Source organism: Paraburkholderia sp. RAU2J, from assembly GCF_003634845.1.
Taxonomy (GTDB): Bacteria; Pseudomonadota; Gammaproteobacteria; order Burkholderiales; family Burkholderiaceae; genus Paraburkholderia; species Paraburkholderia fynbosensis.
This window is the reverse complement of the sequence record NZ_RBXG01000001.1, coordinates 1,210,662-1,231,201: the sequence shown is the minus strand read 5'-3', so window position 1 is coordinate 1,231,201 and position 20,540 is coordinate 1,210,662. Positions and strand designations below refer to the sequence as shown.

21 protein-coding genes are annotated in these 20,540 nt (G+C 63.6%); 16 read left to right on the top strand and 5 right to left on the bottom strand.

What is annotated here, in order from left to right; genetic code table 11:
* Positions 1-140: 140 nt before the first annotated feature.
* Positions 141-737 carry a DNA-3-methyladenine glycosylase I gene (locus B0G69_RS05820; RefSeq protein ID WP_121316036.1) on the bottom strand — a complete coding sequence of 199 codons (597 nt, stop codon included), beginning with the start codon at positions 735-737 and terminating at the stop codon, positions 141-143.
* Positions 738-875: 138 nt separating this feature from the next.
* Between B0G69_RS05820 and B0G69_RS05815 the strand changes: the two genes are divergently transcribed.
* Positions 876-1,757 carry a BadF/BadG/BcrA/BcrD ATPase family protein gene (locus B0G69_RS05815; RefSeq protein ID WP_121316035.1) on the top strand — a complete coding sequence of 294 codons (882 nt, stop codon included), beginning with the start codon at positions 876-878 and terminating at the stop codon, positions 1,755-1,757.
* A gap of 88 nt (positions 1,758-1,845) precedes the next feature.
* The gene (locus tag B0G69_RS05810; RefSeq protein WP_121316034.1) at positions 1,846-2,667 is read left to right on the top strand and encodes a Cof-type HAD-IIB family hydrolase; all 822 of its coding nucleotides are present in this window, start codon (positions 1,846-1,848) and stop codon (positions 2,665-2,667) included.
* Positions 2,668-2,800: 133 nt separating this feature from the next.
* On the opposite strand, the gene B0G69_RS05805 is transcribed toward B0G69_RS05810, so the two are convergent.
* The 3 genes from B0G69_RS05805 to aqpZ all read right to left on the bottom strand — a co-directional run bounded on the left by B0G69_RS05805 (position 2,801) and on the right by aqpZ (position 4,976).
* Entirely contained in the window at positions 2,801-3,097 is a 297-nt protein-coding gene (locus B0G69_RS05805; RefSeq protein ID WP_121316033.1) for a PXPV repeat protein, read from the bottom strand.
* Between the two features lie 285 nt (positions 3,098-3,382).
* The gene (locus B0G69_RS05800; RefSeq protein WP_121319128.1) at positions 3,383-4,081 is read right to left on the bottom strand and encodes a histidine phosphatase family protein; all 699 of its coding nucleotides are present in this window, start codon (positions 4,079-4,081) and stop codon (positions 3,383-3,385) included.
* A gap of 154 nt (positions 4,082-4,235) precedes the next feature.
* Complete coding sequence (gene aqpZ / locus B0G69_RS05795) at positions 4,236-4,976, bottom strand: aquaporin Z (protein ID WP_121316032.1); 741 nt, start codon at positions 4,974-4,976, stop codon at positions 4,236-4,238.
* Positions 4,977-5,264: 288 nt separating this feature from the next.
* Here aqpZ and B0G69_RS05790 point away from each other — a divergent pair, with 288 nt between their 5' ends.
* Positions 5,265-5,567, top strand: coding sequence for an H-NS histone family protein (locus B0G69_RS05790; protein WP_121316031.1), 303 nt, complete (start codon positions 5,265-5,267; stop codon positions 5,565-5,567).
* 314 nt (positions 5,568-5,881) lie between these two features.
* Here B0G69_RS05790 and B0G69_RS05785 read toward each other — a convergent pair whose 3' ends face one another.
* On the bottom strand, positions 5,882-6,946 hold the full coding sequence (locus B0G69_RS05785; protein WP_121316030.1) for a glycosyltransferase family 4 protein: 1,065 nt from the start codon (positions 6,944-6,946) through the stop codon (positions 5,882-5,884).
* Positions 6,947-7,678: 732 nt separating this feature from the next.
* On the opposite strand from B0G69_RS05785, the gene flhD reads away from it, so the two are divergent.
* The 13 genes from flhD (at position 7,679) to cheZ (ending at position 20,406) form a co-directional block, all read left to right on the top strand.
* Positions 7,679-7,999 (top strand): flagellar transcriptional regulator FlhD, encoded by a 321-nt coding sequence (flhD, locus tag B0G69_RS05780; protein WP_013589958.1) that lies wholly within the window; start codon positions 7,679-7,681, stop codon positions 7,997-7,999.
* Between the two features lie 51 nt (positions 8,000-8,050).
* Entirely contained in the window at positions 8,051-8,611 is a 561-nt protein-coding gene (flhC, locus tag B0G69_RS05775; protein WP_121316029.1) for a flagellar transcriptional regulator FlhC, read from the top strand.
* Between the two features lie 253 nt (positions 8,612-8,864).
* Positions 8,865-9,725 carry a flagellar motor stator protein MotA gene (gene motA, locus B0G69_RS05770; RefSeq protein ID WP_121316028.1) on the top strand — a complete coding sequence of 287 codons (861 nt, stop codon included), beginning with the start codon at positions 8,865-8,867 and terminating at the stop codon, positions 9,723-9,725.
* A gap of 21 nt (positions 9,726-9,746) precedes the next feature.
* Positions 9,747-10,754 carry a flagellar motor protein MotB gene (motB, locus tag B0G69_RS05765; RefSeq protein ID WP_121316027.1) on the top strand — a complete coding sequence of 336 codons (1,008 nt, stop codon included), beginning with the start codon at positions 9,747-9,749 and terminating at the stop codon, positions 10,752-10,754.
* Positions 10,755-10,839: 85 nt separating this feature from the next.
* Positions 10,840-11,217, top strand: coding sequence for a response regulator (locus B0G69_RS05760; RefSeq protein ID WP_121316026.1), 378 nt, complete (start codon positions 10,840-10,842; stop codon positions 11,215-11,217).
* A gap of 91 nt (positions 11,218-11,308) precedes the next feature.
* Complete coding sequence (gene cheA, locus B0G69_RS05755) at positions 11,309-13,651, top strand: chemotaxis protein CheA (protein WP_121316025.1); 2,343 nt, start codon at positions 11,309-11,311, stop codon at positions 13,649-13,651.
* Between the two features lie 87 nt (positions 13,652-13,738).
* On the top strand, positions 13,739-14,275 hold the full coding sequence (locus tag B0G69_RS05750; protein ID WP_121319126.1) for a chemotaxis protein CheW: 537 nt from the start codon (positions 13,739-13,741) through the stop codon (positions 14,273-14,275).
* A gap of 62 nt (positions 14,276-14,337) precedes the next feature.
* The gene (locus tag B0G69_RS05745; RefSeq protein ID WP_121316024.1) at positions 14,338-16,230 is read left to right on the top strand and encodes a methyl-accepting chemotaxis protein; all 1,893 of its coding nucleotides are present in this window, start codon (positions 14,338-14,340) and stop codon (positions 16,228-16,230) included.
* A gap of 204 nt (positions 16,231-16,434) precedes the next feature.
* The gene (locus B0G69_RS05735; protein ID WP_121316022.1) at positions 16,435-17,424 is read left to right on the top strand and encodes a CheR family methyltransferase; all 990 of its coding nucleotides are present in this window, start codon (positions 16,435-16,437) and stop codon (positions 17,422-17,424) included.
* Positions 17,421-18,134, top strand: coding sequence for a chemoreceptor glutamine deamidase CheD (gene cheD / locus B0G69_RS05730; RefSeq protein WP_121316021.1), 714 nt, complete (start codon positions 17,421-17,423; stop codon positions 18,132-18,134). Before B0G69_RS05735 ends, cheD begins: the two co-directional genes overlap by 4 nt.
* A gap of 5 nt (positions 18,135-18,139) precedes the next feature.
* Positions 18,140-19,237, top strand: coding sequence for a chemotaxis response regulator protein-glutamate methylesterase (locus tag B0G69_RS05725; RefSeq protein ID WP_199731144.1), 1,098 nt, complete (start codon positions 18,140-18,142; stop codon positions 19,235-19,237).
* 61 nt (positions 19,238-19,298) lie between these two features.
* Positions 19,299-19,694 carry a chemotaxis response regulator CheY gene (cheY, locus tag B0G69_RS05720; RefSeq protein WP_121316019.1) on the top strand — a complete coding sequence of 132 codons (396 nt, stop codon included), beginning with the start codon at positions 19,299-19,301 and terminating at the stop codon, positions 19,692-19,694.
* 1 nt (position 19,695) lies between these two features.
* Positions 19,696-20,406: a protein phosphatase CheZ gene (cheZ, locus tag B0G69_RS05715; protein WP_121316018.1), complete on the top strand. Its 711-nt coding sequence runs from the start codon at positions 19,696-19,698 to the stop codon at positions 20,404-20,406.
* The last annotated feature ends 134 nt before the right edge of the window (positions 20,407-20,540 follow it).

Here is a 20,540-nt window from a genome sequence, read left to right as displayed (position 1 = left end):
CCTTGCGCCCGCGGGCCAGACGCCGCGCGAGACGCGACTGTGCTCGGGACTTTCCCTGGACGGCTTTCCTTTGTTAGAGCCGCGGCACTAGGCGTCCTCGCGACTTCAACGGGCGAGGCGCCGGCCAACCCGTGGCCGGCTCAACCGGCCTTGCGGTTACGCCCCTTCTTGCCCAGCGCGGCGCATCGCGAGCGGCACATGCAATTCGTCTCGTGGTCGTTCACCATGCCGACCGCCTGCATGAACGCGTAGCAGATCGTCGAGCCGACGAACTTGCAGCCGTAGCGCTTGAGCCCCTTGCTCAGCGCGTCCGACACCTCGGTCGACGCGGGCGCCTGCTTGTACGAGGCCCAATCGTTCTGAATCGGCGTCTGGTCGACGAACGACCATACGAAGTTCGCGAGCGAGCCGTGCTCGGCCTGAATCTGCTGGACGGCGCGTGCGTTGCTGATGGCGGCTTCTATCTTGCCGCGGTGGCGCACGATACTTTCGTTCGTCACCAGCTTATCCACGTGTTTCGGCGTAAAGCGCGCCACTGCGTCGATATCGAAGTCGGCGAACGCGCGGCGATAACCGGCCCGCTTGTTGAGAATGGTCGACCATGACAAGCCCGCCTGAGCGCCTTCCAGCACGAGCATCTCGAATAGATGCCGATCGTCACGCGAAGGCACGCCCCATTCAGTGTCGTGGTAGTGTGCGAGCGCTTCGCTCGATACCCAGTTGCATCGCTGTGTCACTGTCGCGCTCCCGTTGTGATGTCGCCCGCCAGCATAGCGGAAGCGGCGCGCATCGCAAGCTGGCCGTTCGGCCAATTGCGGGATTGAAAATGACCTGCCACGCTATGCGCTATCCACTCACGGAACTCAATCGACTCGATGAACCAGGACTTCTTTCTGATCGGCATTGACGGCGGCGGCACCGGTACGCGTGTGGTGCTCGGCGACGCGCAGGGGCGCGAACTCGCGCAGGCGGCGAGCGGGCCGTCGGGTTTGGGGCTCGGCATCGAGCGCGCATGGCAGGCCATCGAGGCCGGCTGCGGCGAAGCGTTCAAGCGCGCGGGCAAGACATTGGACTGGTCGCGCTGCGTGCTCGGTTGCGGCCTGGCGGGCGTCAATAATCGCGACTGGCTGGCCGAGTTCCGCGCGCAAGCGCCGGAGGTCGCCGGACTCGCGCTGGAGCAGGACGCTTATACGACGCTGCTCGGCGCGCACGGCGGCGCGCCCGGCGTGATCGTGGCGCTTGGCACCGGCAGCGTGGCGGCTTCGCTGGCCGCAGACGGCGCATTTCTCGTCGCCAGCGGTTACGGCTACCCATCGGGCGACGAAGCGAGCGGTGCGTGGCTCGGACTGCGGCTCATCGTCCATGCGCAGCAGGTGCTCGACGGCCGCGTGCCTAACGACGACCTCGCGCGGGCGCTGCTCGCCCACACCGGAGCTCAGGACCGCGACGGTCTCGTCGTCTGGCTCTGCGCGGCCAACCAGACTGCTTATGCGAAGCTCGCGCCGGTTGCGTTCGAGCATCCCACGCACCCGTTCGCGGCGCGATGGCTCGGCGAGGCAGGCGTCGAAGTGGGCAAGATGATTGCCGCGCTGGACGCCTCGGGAACCCTGCCGGTCGCCCTGTGCGGCGGGCTCGGCGCGCCGTTGCGCGAGTATGTGCCGCAGGTCTACCAGGCGCGTCTGCGTGAGCCGCTCGCCGACTCGGCGCATGGTGGATTGCAGTTGGCGCAGCGCGAAGCGGCGCGTCTTGCCGGCTGAGAATCGCTGGAGGTGGCAGCCGAGATCCTGCGTGCGCGACCGGGGACGGTAAAATACGCACTTCGACGCTGCCCCGACCGCTCATACCATGTACAAAGTCATCGCCACTGATCTCGACGGTACGCTGCTCAACGCCGACCATCAGGTGGACCCGTTCACGGTCGCCACCGTGCGCAAACTGGAAAGCGACGAGCTGCGGTTCGTGATCGCAACGGGGCGCCATTTTTGCGACGTCGCGGGTATCCGTGACTTGCTGGGCATCAGTCCGTATCTGATCACGTCGAACGGCGCGCGCATTCATGCGCCGGACAACGCCGTGATCCACGCCGACGACCTGCCGCCGGCCATCGTCCAACGTTTGGTGCAGCCGGAAATTGCCGGTGCGCATGGCCGCGTGATCGTCAACCTGTTCGCCGACCAGGCGTGGTTGATCGACCGCGACGCGCCGGATCTGCTGAAATTCCATCAGGACTCGGGCTTCACCTACGAAGTAACCGATCTGCCGAAACACGACGGCGTCGACATCGCGAAGGCGCTCTATATCGGCGAGCCCGCCGACCTCGCGCACGTCGCGGAGAATCTTGCACGCGAATTCGGCGACGAACTGTATGTGACCTACTCGCTGCCGGATTGTCTGGAAGTGATGACGTCGAACGTTTCGAAGGGGCGCGCGTTGCAAATCGTGCTCGAGCAGCTCAGCGTGGACGCGTCGCAGTGCGTGGCATTCGGTGACAACATGAACGACATCGACCTGCTGGAAACGGCCGGCCACCCTTTCATGATGAACAACGCCAATCCCGATCTCATTGCGCGTCTGCCGAACGTGCCGCGCATCGGCAACAACTTCGAAGCGGGCGTCGCGCACCACTTGCGCAAGCTCTTCTCACTCGACGACGAGCTGATGTCCTGATCCGCACGAACCCCGGCCCGCATCCACGTTCGTGAAGGCGGGCCGGGTTGGCGAATGAGGCCGGTCTACCAGCGGCGCGGCGGGTCAAATCAAGGCTAGTGATGCCTGGCCGTTCCCCGCGCGAGGATCAAACTCAATCGTGCCAGCCGCTTCGGCGGTCGCCCCTGTTATCGTGGCCCCAGTGGCGATTGTCGTGACCCCAGCCGCGGTCATACCGATGGTCGCCGCGATAATAGTCGCTGCGCTCATACCGATGATTCCAGCCGCCGTAGTACACCGGCTGCGGCGCCGCATAGACGCGGGCGGGCTGTGCATAAACCGGTGCGCCAAGCGACAGGCCGATGTTCAGATTCGTATGCGCTCGCGCGACCCCGCATGCGCCCGCCGCGAGTCCGGCAGCAACCAGCAAATGAGTGACGATGCGTTTCATCTTGTTCTCCTGTGAAGCGACGTATGTGTGTCGCACAGGACCAATGTACGCATTGCGCTCGGCTTTGATTGCGACGAGATGTTACGGACTGAAAGCATCGTCGCAGTGTTTCAGCGGAACGAAGCGCGGCATCGGCTTAAATCGTGCATCGCATGCAATTCGCTCGACAGCCCGTCGAATAAGGTTTTTCAGCGTATCGAACCCTGCCGGATTACGAACTGCGCTGCGCTCGATTCAATTCGGGCCGAGCGCTGCGTAATCGCGGCTTACATCTGTATTACCCAATTAATCTGCCGCATTCGTCGAAACCGCGGCAGACGCGGCTGCCGACGGCGCCCCCGGCAGCGCTGCGCAAGGACAGTCGGTCGCGCGTCCGTCCAGCCCCTGGCGGTCACGCTTGAAACTGGCGCGCGCTGTGCCGTCCTGCCAGTCAAGGCGAACGACATAAATACTGTCGAAGTCGCCGCTTTGCCAGTTTGGAACGTCAGCGGCATTGCCGCCGTGCGCGCTCACCATCTGGCGCAATAGCTTTACGATGAGTTTGTGCTCCCACGCGACGACGATCAGCTTGTTCCGGTTGGCCGGATTGACGAGCGCGGTACCAAGCTGGTCGATCTGCGCAAAGCCATACGGCGTTTGCACCGGCATCTGGAATTGAATGGCCGTCGGCTCGACCGTTGCCAGCGGACGAACGTAGTAATAAGAACGGCCATTGTCGTCTTTTTGCTGCCCGGGATCGGGCGCATAGATCGCATCCGGTTTGCCGAACTTGGCGGCGATCACGGCCGGCAAAGCAAGCGCCCGGTTGAGGCCCTGGCAGTTCAGTTGACCGAAGCCTTGTGCGGGTTTCTCGCCATGTCGCACGAACACCAGTGTTTCGATATTGCCGTCGGCCGCCTGCGCGGCGGGTAGCGCGAGCACGCCAGCGCACAAACCGCCGATGATGGATGCGACGCGATGTAGGAATCTGCGGGAGCGAATCATCGGTAGCACCTGTACGAGCCTGGAAGTGGCCGATTCTAGCAGCGCGTTCATGGCCGGCCACTGCCGGACGACAAGCCAGTGCGTCACGCTTGCACCAATACAAAGCGGGCGCCGTGGCGCCCGCTTTGACTGCGTCGATTAACGAGCTTGCCGTTCAGTCGAGCGCCATTTCTTGCGCATTGCGGCTTCGGCTCTCGGCGATCAACGGATAGATCACGCCCGCGATCACGGCGCCGAGGATCGGCGCGACCCAGAACAGCCACAACTGATCGACCGCTGCGCCGCCGACGAACAGTGCCGGGCCAGTGGAGCGCGCCGGATTGACCGACGTGTTGGTGACCGGAATCGAAATCAGGTGAATCAGCGTCAGGCACAAACCGATGGCGATCGGTGCGAAGCCGGCCGGCGCCCGCTTGTCGGTTGCGCCGAGAATCACGAACAGGAAGAACCCGGTCATCACAACTTCGCAGATGAACGCTGCAGCGAGCGAATAGTGCCCTGGCGAGCGCTCGCCGTAGCCGTTACTGGCGAAACCGCTGGCGACGAGGTCGAAGCCCGGCTTGCCCGAGGCGATCAGCGACAGCACCAGCGCACCCAGAATCGCACCGATCACTTGCGCGGCGATGTATGGCACCAGGTCGCGAGCCGGAAAACGGCCGGCGACGGTCAGCCCGACGCTCACGGCCGGATTCAGGTGGCAACCGGAAATATGACCGATCGCAAAAGCCATGGTCAGCACGGTCAAGCCGAATGCGAGCGACACGCCCACGAAACCAATGCCCAGGCCATGAACCGGGCCGGCGAAGTTCGCGGCGAGGACCGCGCTGCCGCAGCCCCCGAGCACGAGCCAGAAAGTGCCGAACAGCTCCGCGGCAACGCGCTTTGACAACTGCATGATTGGTAATCCTAAAAAGGTTGATGCTTCCGGAGCACACACGGCTGACTGCGGTGCATGCCTTGACCGCGCAATTCTAGGCAAACACCGCCAAACTGGGTGTCAACAATTGTCAAGGGCGAGGGCTGCTTTACCGATTATTGGTCGATAAAGATCCTGTTTTTTCATTCACCAATGGTTAATAATTATCAGAGGAAATCTTCCTAAATCGGTATTATTGGCCATTGCGAATTTTTATAATTACAGTTAGTCTGCCGTCGAATGAGTTCTAAAAAAGGGGAGAACCGAATGTCTCAATATGCAGACCTCAAGGCGCAGATCGCCAAATTGCAGGCACAAGCAGAAGAAGCGCGGCGGACTGAAATTGACAATGTGGTCGCCGACATCCGCCAAAAGATCGCTGAATACGGTCTAACCGCACAGGACCTCGGCTTTGCCGCCGCCGCCAAGCGCGGACGCCCGCCCAAGAAGGCGCCGCTGCCGGCGAAATACCAGGATCCGAAATCGGGCAACACGTGGAGTGGGCGGGGCAAGCCGCCCAAGTGGATTGTCGGCAAGAATCGCGAGCGCTTTTTGATTGGCGCGGTTTGAGTCGCGCTGCGGCGAGACCGAAAGCCAATTGAAGGTCGATCGGCGCCCCGTTTTATTTGCCGAACGCTATTTTGGGATGGAAGCGTATCCATTCCCGGCATTAAAAAAGCCGCCCTTTGGGGCGGCTTTTCTGTGGAGGAAGCGGGATAACTCCGAATTCCTCGCCTGCGCAAACGATTCGCGTGTCAGATTTGCCTGCTATTGACCTGCAAATTGGAATGCGCGGGAAAGCGATGCACGCAGCAGGTAAGTGACCCAATCAACTGTCAAAGCGGCTGAACGCGAAAGCGCATCAGCCGTTTCAAACACGGGTGTTAGCCCACGGCAACCTGACGCAATACCGGGCGGCGCGTCGCATCGATCAGTGCCGAATAGCCATCGACATAGTTCTGCGCCATCGTTTTCGAACTGAAGCGGCGCTCGAACTGCGCGCGGATTTCAGTGCGCGACAATTCATCGAGACGCTGCAGCGCGGCGACCGCCCCTTGCACGTCCTCGACGATGTAGCCCGTCACACCGTGATCGATCACTTCGGGCACCGAACCGCGGTTGAACGCGATTACCGGCGTGCCGCATGCCATCGATTCGATCATGACGAGGCCGAACGGCTCCGACCAGTCGATCGGGAACAGCAACGCCTTGGCGCCCGACAGAAACTCCGGCTTCTGCGCTTCGTTAATCTCGCCGACGAACTCCACGTGCGCCATCGACAGCAACGGCTCGATTTCACGCTTGAAGTATTCCTGATCGACCTTGTCCACCTTGGCGGCGATCTTCAGCGGCAAACCGCTTTGCGCAGCGATCTTGATAGCTGTATCGACGCGCTTTTCCGGGCAGATACGGCCGAGGAACGCGAGGTATTCCGGTTTCTTGTGCGCTTGCGGCGTCAGCAATTGTTCCGGCAGGCCGTGATAGATCGTGTTGAGCCAATTGGCCTGCGGCAGCGGCAAACGCTGCGAATCGGAAATCGACACCACCGGCACATTCGAAAACGCGTCGAACACTGGCTGCAATTCCGGCAGATCGAGGCGGCCGTGCAACGTCGTCACGAATGGCGTGTCCATCGTGGTGAAGAGCGGGAACGGCATGTAGTCGAGGTGAAAGTGCAGCACGTCGAATTCATGCGCGACCTTGCGTACCTTCTCCATCATCAGGACGTGCGGCGCCAGTGCGTCGCGGATCGTCGGATCGAGGCGCAGCGCACGCGGCCAGCATGCGTCGAGATTCGCGGACGTGACTGAGTCGCCGCTCGCAAACAGCGTGACATCGTGGCCGAGGTCGACGAGGGCTTCGGTCAGATACGACACGACACGTTCGGTGCCGCCATAGAGTTTCGGCGGGACAGCTTCATACAGCGGCGCAATTTGTGCGATTCGCATGCGGTTTCTCCTATTCACAACGGCTTCGCACAGCGGCGCTCGAGTAGAGCGAGGAGCGAATGCCAGACGGACGGTGGGCGCGGTATGCCGCCGCCCGGGGGTGCTCCGAACCTGCATCGGGTAATCCCTTAGCGTTCATTATCGGGATCGGCCGCGCTAATTCGAGTCATTTTTCAAACGCTTAATGTTGTTACAGCGCGAAACATCGCCCGTTACAGCGCATCTGGAGGGCTGTCCCGATAATCGGGACGCGCGTGATCTGGCCCGCATAGACGAACGCCGAACAGCTGACAGAGGACATTAGCAATTCGCGGGCCTGAGCGGCCGGGAAGTTGGGAAGAAGCGTCTACACGAGTCACATTGCATAGCAGTGAAAACGTCATATAATTGCTTTTCACCGCCGCAAAGATGCGGAATATGAACCGACACGAACTCACCGGTTAGTTCAGTCCGCTTTCAGCAAAAAATTCAAGGCGCATCACGCATCCCAAGCTGGGCGCCGTCTCACTTCATTCAATTCCCCGCGCAGCCGTCCGTGTAGGAAAAATTCCTACAACAATGACGGATTAATCCGTCAAACAGGCAGGGTGTCTCTCCGATTTTCGTTCGCCCCCCCTTTCGAGACAATGGCCGCAAGACTAGGAGCGAGCCAATTCGTGCGGTTTGAGCGCGCGCGTTCGAGCAAACGTTTCCGTAAACGGCCTGACCAGCCAGATATACCCCGGGGGAATCATGAGCGCGACAAGCGATATGCTCAATGAGATCAGAGAAGTCAACCTGTCTTATCTCCTGCTCGCGCAGCGTCTGCTGCGCGAAGACAAGCCTATGGGCATGTTTCGCATGGGGATTTCGGACCAGCTAGCCGATGTGCTTGCCAATCTGTCGTTGGCGCAGACCGTCAAGCTCGCGGCGTCCAATCAGGTGCTGTGCCGTTTCCGTTTCGACGACCATGCCGTGCTGTCCGCGCTCGCGGACAAAGGCAAATCGAGCGCCGTGGCCCAGGCGCATTCCGCGATCCTGATGGCAAGCCAGCCGGTCGAGCAACTCGGCTGATGGCGATCCGTTTCTCACACAAAGCGATCGGGCGAGGGGAATGGCACGCGGATGGCCACTAAAAGCGTCGTACTCGAAGTCAGGGAAATCACCCTGGCCATCGAACTGATTGAACTTGGCGCGCGTTTGCAATTGCTGGAGGCGGAAACCAGTCTGTCGCGCGACCGGCTCATCAAGCTGTACAAGGAACTGAAAGGGGTGTCGCCGCCGAAGGGCATGCTGCCGTTTTCGACCGACTGGTTCATGACCTGGCAGCCCAACTTTCACTCTTCGCTGTTCTACAACATCTACCGTTTCATGGCCGGCCACGGCGGCTGCCAGACGATCCAGTCGATCGTGAAGAGCTACCGGCTCTATCTGGAACACGTCCAGCTGCACGACGACGAGCCCGTGCTCAGCCTCACGCGCGCGTGGACGCTGGTGCGTTTCTTCGGCTCCGGCATGCTGCAGATGACCACCTGCTGCCGGTGCCGCGGGCATTTTGTCGCGCATGCCCACGATCCGCAGCACGCCTTCGTCTGCGGGCTGTGTCAGCCGCCGTCGCGCGCGGGTAAGACAAAGAAATTCGCCGACGCCCGGGTCCGCTCAAGTCTCGCCGCTGTCGAGGCTTGAGCGCAACCGGCTGGGTTGGGCGCCTCGCATGCCGCCGGCGCTCCGTCCGGCGGCCCTCACGCTCCGTCGGACGGGCTGCCGGGCGGCCTCATGCCGCCGCTGACGCCATACGCCGCGCACGCTTGCCGCGCCGGTTGAGCCGCCCTCTGGTTTACACCGCAGCGACCAGCCGCTTTTCCGTCAAAGTTTTCTGCTCCGTTGCCGTAAACAAGATTAACGACGGTCACCGTCGCTTCTTTGTGAGGGCTCGGCAGTGCTGATTTTCGTGGGAACACTCGTGACGCTTTTGTCCGTTTTCGGCGGTTACGCGCTGGAAGGCGGCCATCTCGGCGCGCTGCTGCAGCCCGTTGAAGTGCTGATGATCGTCGGCGCCGGTATCGGCGCGTTCATTCTCGGTAACGGAATGAAGACCATCAAGGCCACGGTGCGCGTCATCCCGACCCTCTTCAAGGGCGCGAAGTACAACAAGGACGTCTACATGGAGCTGATGGCGCTCCTCTACGTCCTGCTGGCGAAGGCGCGCAAGGAAGGCACGTTGACGCTGGAAGCCGACATCGATGATCCGACCAAGAGTCCGATCTTTACGCAGTACCCAAAGATCCTCGCCGACAAGCACATCATCGAGTTTCTGACCGACTACCTGCGCCTGATGGTGGGCGGCAACATGAACGCGTTCGAGATCGAAAGCCTGATGGACGAGGAGATCGAAACGCACCACCAGGAAGGCGAAGCGCCCGCGCATGCGCTGAACAAGGTCGGCGACGCGATGCCCGCGTTCGGGATCGTCGCCGCGGTGATGGGCGTGGTGCACACCATGGCCTCGGCCGACAAGCCGCCCGCGGTGCTCGGCGAGATGATCGCGCAGGCGCTGGTCGGCACCTTCCTCGGCATTCTGCTTTCGTACGGCTTGATCGGACCGCTCGCGAGCGTCGCCGAACAGCGCGTGACCGAGTCGACCAAGATGTTCCAGTGCATCAAGGTGACGATTCTGGCGAGCCTGAACGGCTACGCGCCGGCGATTGCCGTCGAGTTCGGCCGCAAGGTGCTCTTCTCGACCGAGCGCCCGTCGTTCGCCGAGCTCGAAGAGCACGTGCGCCGCGTCAAGGCGAAGTAAAGGGCGCCGGGAACCGAACCGATGAGCAAGGACAAAGACCGCGCCATTGTCGTCAAGCGCTCCGCGCCGAAGAAAGCCGGCCACCACGGCGGCGCGTGGAAGCTCGCGTACGCGGACTTCATGACGGCGATGATGGCGTTCTTCCTGCTGATGTGGCTGCTGAGTTCGGCGTCCACGGTGCAGTTGAAGGGCATCGCCGATTACTTCAACCAGCCGTTGAAGATCACGCTGTGGGGCGGCGACCGCAGCGCCGAGGATTCGAGCATTCTGAAGGGCGGCGGCCGCGACATCTCGACCGACGCGCAAGGCGTGACGCGCTCCACCGACGGCTCGAGCAGCCGCGCCGAGCGCACCGTATCGCATAGCAACGAAGACTCGGTGAAGCAGCTGCAGGGCGAGCTGGAGCGTCGCGAGCAGGTCCGCCTGCACGATCTGCAGGTCAAGCTGATGGCCGCGATCGAAGCGAATCCGGTACTGCGCCAGTTCAAGCAGCAGATCCGCATCGACTCGACGCTGACCGGCTTGCGCATCGAGATCGTCGACTCGCAGAAGCGGCCGATGTTCGCGACCGCCAAAGACCAGGTGGAGCCGTACATGCGCGACATTCTGCGCGAAATCGGCCACACGCTGAACGACGTGCCGAACCGCATCATCGTGCAGGGGCACACCGACGCCGCGCAGTATGCGGGCGGCGAGAAGGGCTACAGCAACTGGGAACTGTCCGCGGACCGCGCGAATGCGTCGCGTCGCGAGCTGATCGGCGGCGGCATGGACGAAGCGAAGGTGATGCGCGTGCTCGGCCTCGCGTCGACGCAGAACCTGAACAAGGCGGACCCGATGGACCCGGAAAACCGCCGCATCAGCATCATCGTGTTGAACAGGAAGTCGGAGGATGCGCTCAATCATGACGACTCCACCACGACCACCCTGTCGGACGACGCAGCCGGCTCCAAGCCGCTGCTGCAAAAACTTGCGCAGCCGGTGACGGTTGCACCGAAGTTGCCGGCGCCAGCGCCGGCGGCCCAGTAACAGACAGCGGTCGCCACACCGAAGCACGCGCCCCACTGGCGCGCACGGCGCGGCGATCCCAAGCGTTAAGTGCAGCGAGGTTTCAATGATCAGGCACATTCTGGCAATCGACGATTCGGCATCGATGCGGCAAATCCTGGCCGCAACGCTGACGACAGCGGGCTACGAAGTGACGCTCGCGGCGGACGGCGACGAAGGGCTCGAAAACGCCCTCGCGATGTCGTTCGACCTCGTGCTGACCGACCAGCATATGCCGGGCAAAACCGGTCTCGACCTGATCACCGCGCTGCGCGGCAACCCCGCTTACCAGGCGACGCCCATCCTCGTCCTCACGACGGAATCGGGCGAGCCGTTCAAGGCTGCGGCGCGGGCGGCGGGCGCGACCGGCTGGATCGAAAAGCCGCTCGACCCCGACCTGCTGACCGAACTGGTGGCGGCGCTGGCCGAGCCGGATCAGGCATAAGCGCCCCTTAGACAAGACACGTTATAGAAAGCGCTCGGCGCGGCGGCATGGCAGCCCAAGCCCAGACAGGAACTCTCGCGGTGACCCAGGCATGACACTCGACATCACTCAGTTCTATCAGACCTTCTTCGACGAAGCGGACGAACTGCTCGCGCAGATGGAGCAGTTGCTGCTCAATCTCGATATCGCCCATCCGGACCCCGAAGACCTCGCGGCGATTTTCCGCGCGGCGCATTCGATCAAGGGCGGCGCGGCGACCTTCGGCTTCACCGCGCTGACGGAGACGACCCACATTCTCGAATCGCTGCTCGATCGCGCGCGCAATAACGAACTCGTGCTGCGCAAGGACATGATCGACACGTTCCTCGAAACCAAGGACGTGCTGTCGGGCCAGCTCGCCGACTATCGCGCAAGCTCGGAGCCGGACGGGGCAGTGGCCCGCGCGATCTGCGCGAAGCTCGAACAGTTGCATGCGGAGAGCCGCTTCGGCGGCGCGCCCGCCGAGGCGCATGCCGTCTTCGGCGCGGCCCCTCAAGCCGCGGCAGCGGCACAAATTGAAGTACAGGCAGCAGAAGTACAACGCGGCACCCCGCCCGAGCACGTCGTCGAACAGGCGGTGCAGGCGGCGGGTGAATGGACTGACGGCGAACCGGCACAGACCGGGCAAGCCGCGGAGGCAGGCATTGTCGGCGGCAGCGCCGACAATGCCGGTCCCCATCTGAAAATTACGCTACGGGGCGTTGGTGAGAAGGACCAGGAACTGCTGGCCGAAGAGCTCGGCAACCTGGGCAACATCGTCGGGCAGGTCAAGAGTGGCGGCGATCTGATGCTGTGGCTCGCGACCGACGTACCCTCCGACGACATCATCGCCGTGTGCTGTTTCGTGATCGACGAAAGTCAGATCTCGATCGGCCGCGGCACCGCACCGGCGGACGAGACGCAGCAAGGCGAACCTGGAACGCCCGACGCTGCCGCCTCGACCCCGGTGCAAGCAGCACAGGCAACACCGGCAGCACACGCGGTTCAGGCGGACCAGGCAGCATCGCCGGCGGCCGGCATCGCTGCGTCCGCCGGGTCGGCGGCGCAAGGGCAGTTCGACGCGCCGGCGGCATCGGCAACGTCGGCAGCCCCGGCGCCCGCCGCGGCCCAATCGGCTGCTGCGCCCAACGCGGTGGCACCGGGCGCGGCCGCGCCCGCCGAACACGACCGCAAGGCAGCGCGTCCGGCGGCTGCCGCCGCAGGCGCCGAAGGCAGCTCGATTCGCGTCGGCGTCGAAAAGGTCGATCAGCTGATCAACCTGGTCGGCGAACTGGTGATCACGCAGGCGATGCTCGCGGAAACCACCAGCACGTTCGACCCGGCGCTGCACGATCGCCTCTTCAACGGCATGGCCCAGCTCGAGCGTAACGCGCGCGATCTGCAGGAAGCGGTGATGTCGATCCGCATGATGCCGATGGATTACGTGTTCAGCCGCTTCCCGCGTCTCGTGCGCGATCTGGCGGCGAAACTCGGCAAGGAGGTCGAACTCGTCACCTTCGGTCAGGCGACCGAACTCGACAAGAGCCTCATCGAACGGATCATCGATCCGTTGACCCACCTCGTGCGCAACAGTCTCGACCACGGCATCGAAACCGTGGAGGCGCGGCGCGCGGCGGGCAAGGATTCGACCGGGCAACTGGTGCTGTCGGCGGCGCATCATGGCGGCAACATCGTCATCGAAGTAAGCGACGACGGCGCGGGTCTGCGCCGCGACAAGATTCTCGCGAAGGCGGCCAAGCAGGGCATGCAGGTCAGCGAAACCATGACCGACGATGAAGTCTGGAACCTGATCTTCCTGCCGGGCTTCTCGACGGCGGAACAGGTGACCGACGTGTCGGGCCGAGGCGTCGGCATGGACGTGGTGAAGCGCAACATCCAGTCGATGGGTGGTCACGTGGAAATCACCTCGCACGCCGGCAAGGGCAGCACCACGCGAATTGTCCTGCCGCTCACGCTGGCTATTCTGGACGGCATGTCGGTGAAGGTCGGCAGCGAGATTTTCATTCTGCCGCTGAACTTCGTGATGGAATCGCTCCAGCCGCGAGCCGAGGATATCTACACGGTGGCCAACGGCGAGCGCGTGGTGCGCGTGCGTGGCGAATATCTGCCGCTGGTCGCATTGCACGAAGTGTTCAACGTCGAAGACGCGAAGCAGGAGCCCACGCAAGGCATCGTCACCATCATGCAAACCGAGGGGCGCCGCTTCGCGATGCTGATCGACGAGCTGGTGGGACAGCAGCAGGTGGTCGTGAAGAATCTGGAAACGAACTACCGCAAGGTGCACGGCATTTCCGCCGCGACCATTCTCGGCGACGGCAGTGTCGCGCTGATCGTGGACGTGGCGGCGCTGAACCGCGAAACCCGCAACGCGCACGGCGCGATGAGCCTCGCATGATGACCGTGACGCGCGCGGAACGCGCACGGCGCACAGCATTCGCAACACTCATTCAACTTGTTTCATCCCAACCGTTTGGGGGCTAACGTGGCAGAAGTCCAATCCATCAATTCGAGCGGCACGAACGCGAACGGTACGAGCAGCCGCCGCGACGCGCAGCAGGCGGACGCCGGCGGTCAGGAATTCCTCGTCTTCACGCTCGGCGCCGAAGAGTACGGCATCGACATTCTCAAGGTGCAGGAAATCCGCGGCTACGACAACGTCACGCGGATCGCCAATGCGCCCGAGTTTATCAAGGGCGTGATCAATCTGCGCGGCATCATCGTGCCGATCGTCGACATGCGCATCAAGTTCCATCTGGGCCGCGTCGAGTACGACCATCAGACGGTCGTGATCATCCTGAACGTCGCGCATCGCGTGGTCGGGATGGTGGTCGACGGCGTGTCCGACGTACTGACGCTCGCCACCGACCAGATCATGCCGGCGCCCGAGTTCGGCGCGACGCTGACGACCGAGTACCTCACGGGGCTCGGCACCGTCGACGGCCGCATGCTGATTCTGATGGACATCGAAAAGCTGATGACCAGCCGCGAAATGGCGCTGATCGAAACGCTCGGCGTCTAGGCGGAACACGGCGTGAACACAACGGCCAGGCGGAAACGAGAGATAGGTAAGGGAGCGTGAAGATGCTGAACAGGTGGTCGATCCGCACGTCGCTGACGACAGTAGGGGTCCTTCTGGTTGCGCTGACCGTGACGGTCGGCGCCCTCGGGCTAAGCGCGTTGAATCGTGCGAGCCAGTCGCTCGATCGCATCGCGCGCGGCGACCTGGTGGCGATTCACGCACTCGACGACGCGGCTTCTTACCTGTTGCGCTCGCGTCTCGCGGTGGACCGCTTCAACACGCTGTCGGCCGCGGGCAATGCGGACGAAGCGAAGAAAGCGATCGACCGCGCGCAGGAACTGCTCGCGAAGGGCAACCAGAACTGGCAGACCTATCTCGACGCACCGAAACCCGGCATCGACCAGGCCTTGCTCGACGACGTGCTCGCCAAGCGCACGGCGGTGATGCACGAGGGCGTCGAGCCGGAGTTCGCGGCGCTGAACGCGAACGACATGGCCGCGTATCACGCGATCGCCGATACGAAGATCAGCCCGATGTTCATCGCGTACGACGCGGCGTCGGCGGCGGTCATCAAGGCGTTGCAGCAAGGCGTGACGCAGCAGCAGGAGAGAGCGCAGGCCAACGCGTCGCTGATGATGACGCTGATCGTCGCGATGACGGTGTTCGCGTTGCTGCTGGTGGTGGGCATCCGCTTCGCGCTGCGCGGGCTGATCGTGCAGCCGCTCAAAGATGCGACGACCTGCTTCGAGCGGATCGCCTCGGGCGACCTGTCCGAGACGATCGAGGTGTACAGCCACAATGAAATCGGCCGCCTGTTCGACGGCATCAAGCGGATGCAGGAGAGCCTCTCGACGATGGTGAAGGCGGTGCATGGCAGCGCCGAATCGATCGACACCGGCGCGCGCGAAATCGCGATGGGCAACACCGATCTGTCGCAGCGCACCGAACAGCAGGCCGCTTCGCTGCAGGAAACCGCGTCGAGCATGGAGCAGTTGACCGGCACCGTGCGGCAGAACGCCGAGAACGCGCGCCAGGCGAGCCAGCTCGCCGTCAACGCGTCCGACATCGCCACGCGCGGCGGCGACGTGGTGAGCCAGGTCGTCACGACGATGCAGGGCATCGCGACCAGCTCGAACAAGGTCGTCGACATCATCGGCGTGATCGAAGGCATTGCGTTTCAGACCAATATTCTCGCGCTGAACGCGGCGGTCGAAGCCGCGCGCGCCGGCGAACAGGGCCGCGGCTTCGCGGTGGTGGCCGGCGAAGTGCGCAGTCTCGCGCAGCGCAGCGCGAGCGCCGCGAAGGAAATCAAGGAACTGATCGGCGACTCGGTCGACAAGGTGCAAAGCGGCTCGGCGCTGGTCGGCCGCGCCGGCACGACGATGGACGAGATCGTGCAGGCGGTGCGCCGCGTGACCGACATCATGGGCGAAATCAGCGCGGCGTCCGAAGAACAGTCGGGCGGCATCGAGCAGGTGAATCGCGCGGTCGTGCAGATGGACGCAGTCACGCAGCAGAACGCGGCGCTGGTCGAGCAGGCGGCGGCGGCTGCCGCGTCGCTCGAAGACCAGACGCGTCAGTTGCAGGCGGTGGTGAACGGCTGGAAAGTGGCTGGCGGCCAGACGCGCGCCGGCGGTACGGCGGTGCGTCAGCAGGCTGCAGCGCGAGTGAACGGCGGCGTGGGCTCGCGGTCCGCTAAAGCCGTGGCGCAAGCGTCGACGGCGAACGGCGCGGCGCATCCGGCGGCGTCAAGGGTTGCAAACGCAGCAAGCTCGAACACTGCGGCATCGGCAGCGAACCCCGCGCCGGCTTCGGCAAGCCACGACGCAGGCGCACGCGTCGAACCTGCGCTCAAGCCGAAGGCGACGGCCCGCGCAGCTACCGGCGCCGTTGCACGTCCGGCTCCGGCAAGCCCTGCTCCGGCAGGCGCCGACGCGGATTGGGAAACGTTTTAGGAAGTGGCACAAAGACATGCAGTCATTCGGCATCTCGCCCGTTGATGGGCGAATCATCGAAGCACGCTGGTTCAGCGTGTCGCGGGCCGACTGCGTGTTGGCAAACCTCGCGGGCGGGCGCGACCCCGCGAACACAACCGTTTCTGCGCTGGCGTCTTCGCCGGGTGGCAAGCGGAATGGCTCGTATCGCAGGCAGGAATTCACATGATGGCAACGCGCGCACAGCAGCGACCCGGACGGGCAAGCCCCGAACGGGTCACACCCGATCGGGCGGAGTCGGGCAGGTCCAGTGAGCAGGCACGGGACTTCGAATTCACGTCGGCGGATTTCGCTCGCATTCGCGAGCTGATTCATCGCAGCGCGGGTATTTCGCTGTCGGATCACAAACGCGACATGGCGTACAGCCGCCTCGCGCGCCGCTTGCGTGCGCGCGGCCTCGACACCTTCAAGCAGTATCTCGATCTGCTCGAAGCGGAAAACGACCCTGCCGAGTGGGAAGCGTTCACCAATGCGCTGACTACCAATTTGACGGCGTTCTTCCGCGAAGCGCATCACTTTCCGATTCTCGCCGACTTCGTGCCGCGTCGCGCACAGCCGGTGTCCGTGTGGTGCTCGGCGGCGTCGACCGGTGAAGAGCCGTATTCGATTGCGATGACGCTGATCGAAGCGCTCGGCGAAAGCGGCGCGCGCCAGGCGTCGGTGCTCGCCACCGACATCGATACCCAGGTGCTCGCGAAAGCCGAAGCCGGCGTGTACCAGTTCGACCAGGTGAAGCACCTGTCGCCCGAGCGGCTCAAGCGCTTCTTCCTCAAAGGCACCGGCGCGCAGGCGGGAATGGTGAAGGTGCGCCCTGAAGTGCGCGCGCTGGTGCGCTTCGAACAACTGAACCTGACCGACCGCGACTACCAGTTGCGCTCGCAGTTCGACGCGATCTTCTGCCGCAACGTGATGATCTATTTCGACAAGCCGACCCAGGCGCAAGTCCTCGCGCGCTTCGAGCCGCTGATGAAAACGGGCGGCCTGCTGTTCGCCGGGCACTCGGAAAACTTCACGTACGTGACGCAGGCATTCAAGCTGCGCGGTCAGACCGTCTACGAATTGACGCGCGACGTGGGCGGCGCCCGCCCTGCGTCACGCACGACGGGCGCAACGGGTAGCGCCGCGCACCACACGACGAGCGGGGTGGCAGCATGAGCAGCGCCCTGCCGATCGCATCGAATCTGTATTACGACAACCACTTCCAGCGCCCAGGCGTGAAGCTGTTGCCGAACGAGTTCTATACCACCAGCGAAGACATGGTGCTCGTCACCGTGCTCGGTTCGTGCGTCGCGGCCTGCATCCAGGATCGCACGGCGGGCATCGGCGGGATGAATCACTTCATGCTGCCCGACGACGGCGCGGACGTCGCGCAAGCCGCATCGGATTCGATGCGCTACGGCGCATACGCGATGGAAGTGCTGATCAACGAACTGATCAAGGCGGGCGGGCGGCGCGAGCGCTTCGAAGCGAAGGTGTTCGGCGGCGGCGCGGTGCTCGCGGGCATGACGACGATGAACATCGGCGACCGCAATTCTGAATTCGTGCGCCGCTATCTGGCGACCGAAAAAATCCGCATCGTCGCCGAGGATTTGCAAGGCTCGCATCCGCGCAAGGTTGCCTTCATGCCGCGCACCGGCCAGGTGATGGTGAAGAAACTGCGCGTGCAGCAGGAAGCGGGCGTCGCCGAACGCGAACGCGCGCTCGTGCGGCAGAGCCCCGAAGCGCGCGCCGAACGGCTCGCGGCGGCGCGCAAGCGGGTCGAACTGTTTGCGGCGCCCGCCGCCGCGCGCCCGCGCATCGAGCTGTTCGGCGCGAGCCCGCGACCGATTCATTCAAACAACGCCAGAACCACAGAGGAGGCGTGAGCGCTGTGCAAAAGATCAAAGTACTGTGCGTCGACGATTCGGCGCTGATCCGCAGCCTGATGACCGAAATCATCAACAGCCAGCCGGACATGACCGTCGTCGCGACCGCACCCGACCCGCTGGTCGCGCGCGATCTCATCAAGCAGCACAACCCGGACGTGCTGACGCTCGACGTCGAAATGCCGCGCATGGATGGGCTCGACTTCCTCGAGAAGCTGATGCGTTTGCGGCCGATGCCGGTCGTGATGGTGTCGTCGCTGACCGAGCGCGGTAACGAAATCACGCTGCGCGCGCTGGAACTGGGCGCGGTCGATTTCGTCACCAAGCCGAAGGTCGGTATTCGCGACGGTATGCTCGACTACTCGGAAAAGCTCGCCGACAAGATTCGCGCGGCGGCCCGTGCGCGCGTGCGCCAGGCCGCGCCGGCGCAGCATGCGGCCGCGCATGCCGCACAGGCCGCGCATGCGCCGGCCGGCGCCGCGCCGCTCTTCAACAATCCGTTGCTCAGTACCGAGAAGCTGATCATCGTCGGCGCGTCGACGGGCGGCACCGAAGCGATCCGCGAGGTGCTGGTGCCGCTGCCGCCGGATGCGCCCGCCGTGCTGATCGCTCAACACATGCCGCCGGGGTTTACGAAATCTTTCGCGCAACGCCTCAATGGTTTGTGCCGGATTACCGTTAAAGAAGCTGAGCACGGCGAACGCGTGTTGCCCGGACATGCGTATATCGCGCCGGGCCACGCGCACTTGTTGCTGGCGCGTAGCGGCGCTAACTACATCGCGCATCTGTCGGACGAGCCGCCGGTCAACCGGCATCGTCCGTCGGTCGACGTGCTGTTCCGTTCGGCCGCGCAGCATGCGGGCAAGAACGCGATCGGCGTGATTCTGACCGGGATGGGGCGTGACGGCGCCGCCGGGCTGCTGGAGATGAAAAAGGCGGGGGCGTACACCCTCGCGCAGGACGAAGCGAGCTGCATCGTGTTCGGCATGCCGCGCGAAGCGATTGCGCTCGGTGCGGCCGACGAGATCGCAGCGCTGCCGGAAATGAGCCGGCGCGTGATGGCGCGTTTGTCGTCGATGGGTGACCGCGTTCAGCGGGTATGATGCGCACCGGATGGATTGAGGCGGTCAAGCGCCGCAACATGGAACAAGCAAAGGGAATGAAATGGATAAGGGAATGAAGATTCTGGTAGTTGACGACTTTCCGACGATGCGCCGGATCGTCCGCAACCTCCTCAAGGAACTGGGCTACTCGAACGTCGACGAGGCGGAAGACGGTCAGGCGGGTCTCGCGCGTTTGCGCAGCGGCGCCTACGAGTTCGTGATCTCCGACTGGAACATGCCGAACCTCGACGGCCTCGCGATGCTCAAAGCCATTCGCGCCGACGCCGCCCTCGCGCATCTGCCGGTGCTGATGGTGACGGCCGAGTCCAAGAAGGAAAACATCATCGCGGCGGCGCAGGCCGGCGCGAGCGGTTATGTCGTCAAGCCGTTCACGGCCGCGACGCTCGACGAGAAGCTCAACAAGATTCTCGAGAAGATGGCGAAGACCGGGAGCTGACGTGAATTTGCCGACCCAAGCGCCTCACGCCGAAGCGGTCGGCGAGAGTGGCGACCACACGTCCGACCGCATTCTCGCCCGCATTGGACAACTGACGCGCACGCTGCGCGATTCGATGCGCGAGCTCGGGCTCGACAAGCACGTCGAGCGTGCGGCGGAAGCCGTGCCCGATGCCCGCGATCGTCTGAAGTACATCGCGGACATGACCGAGCAGGCTGCCGAGCGCGTGCTGTCGGCGATCGATGTCGCCAAGCCGGTTCAGGAGCAACTGCAGAAGGACGCGGGCGAACTCGACGCGCGCTGGGAGCAGTGGTACGCGGCGCCGATCGAGCGCGAGGAAGTGCGCGCGCTGATGAACGACACGCGCACCTTCCTGCGCGGGGTGCCCGAGGCGACCAGCGCGACCAACGCGCAGCTGATGGAGATCATGCTCGCCCAGGACTTCCAGGATCTGACCGGCCAGGTCATCAAGAAGATCACGGATGTCGTGTACCTGATCGAGCAGCAGTTGCTCGGCGTACTGGTCGAAAACATCGCGCTCGAACGGCGCGAGCAGTTCGCGGCCAACGCGGCGGCGCTCGCCGCCGAGGTGTCCCCGACCGGCAGCCCCGAACATCTGCTGAATGGCCCGCAGATCAATCCGGAAGGCAAGACGGACGTGATGCAGGATCAATCGCAGGTCGACGACCTGCTCGCCAGCCTGGGTTTCTGACGCTGGCAGCGCTGGTGGCCGCCTGTCGGCCATGCGGCCTCACAGGCAGCCCAGGCCAGCCATTCGTTCGCTCCGCTCGGCCATCGTCACGCATGGCAAGCCGCGCCTCCCCGCGCGCTTGCTGTCTCTGCGCG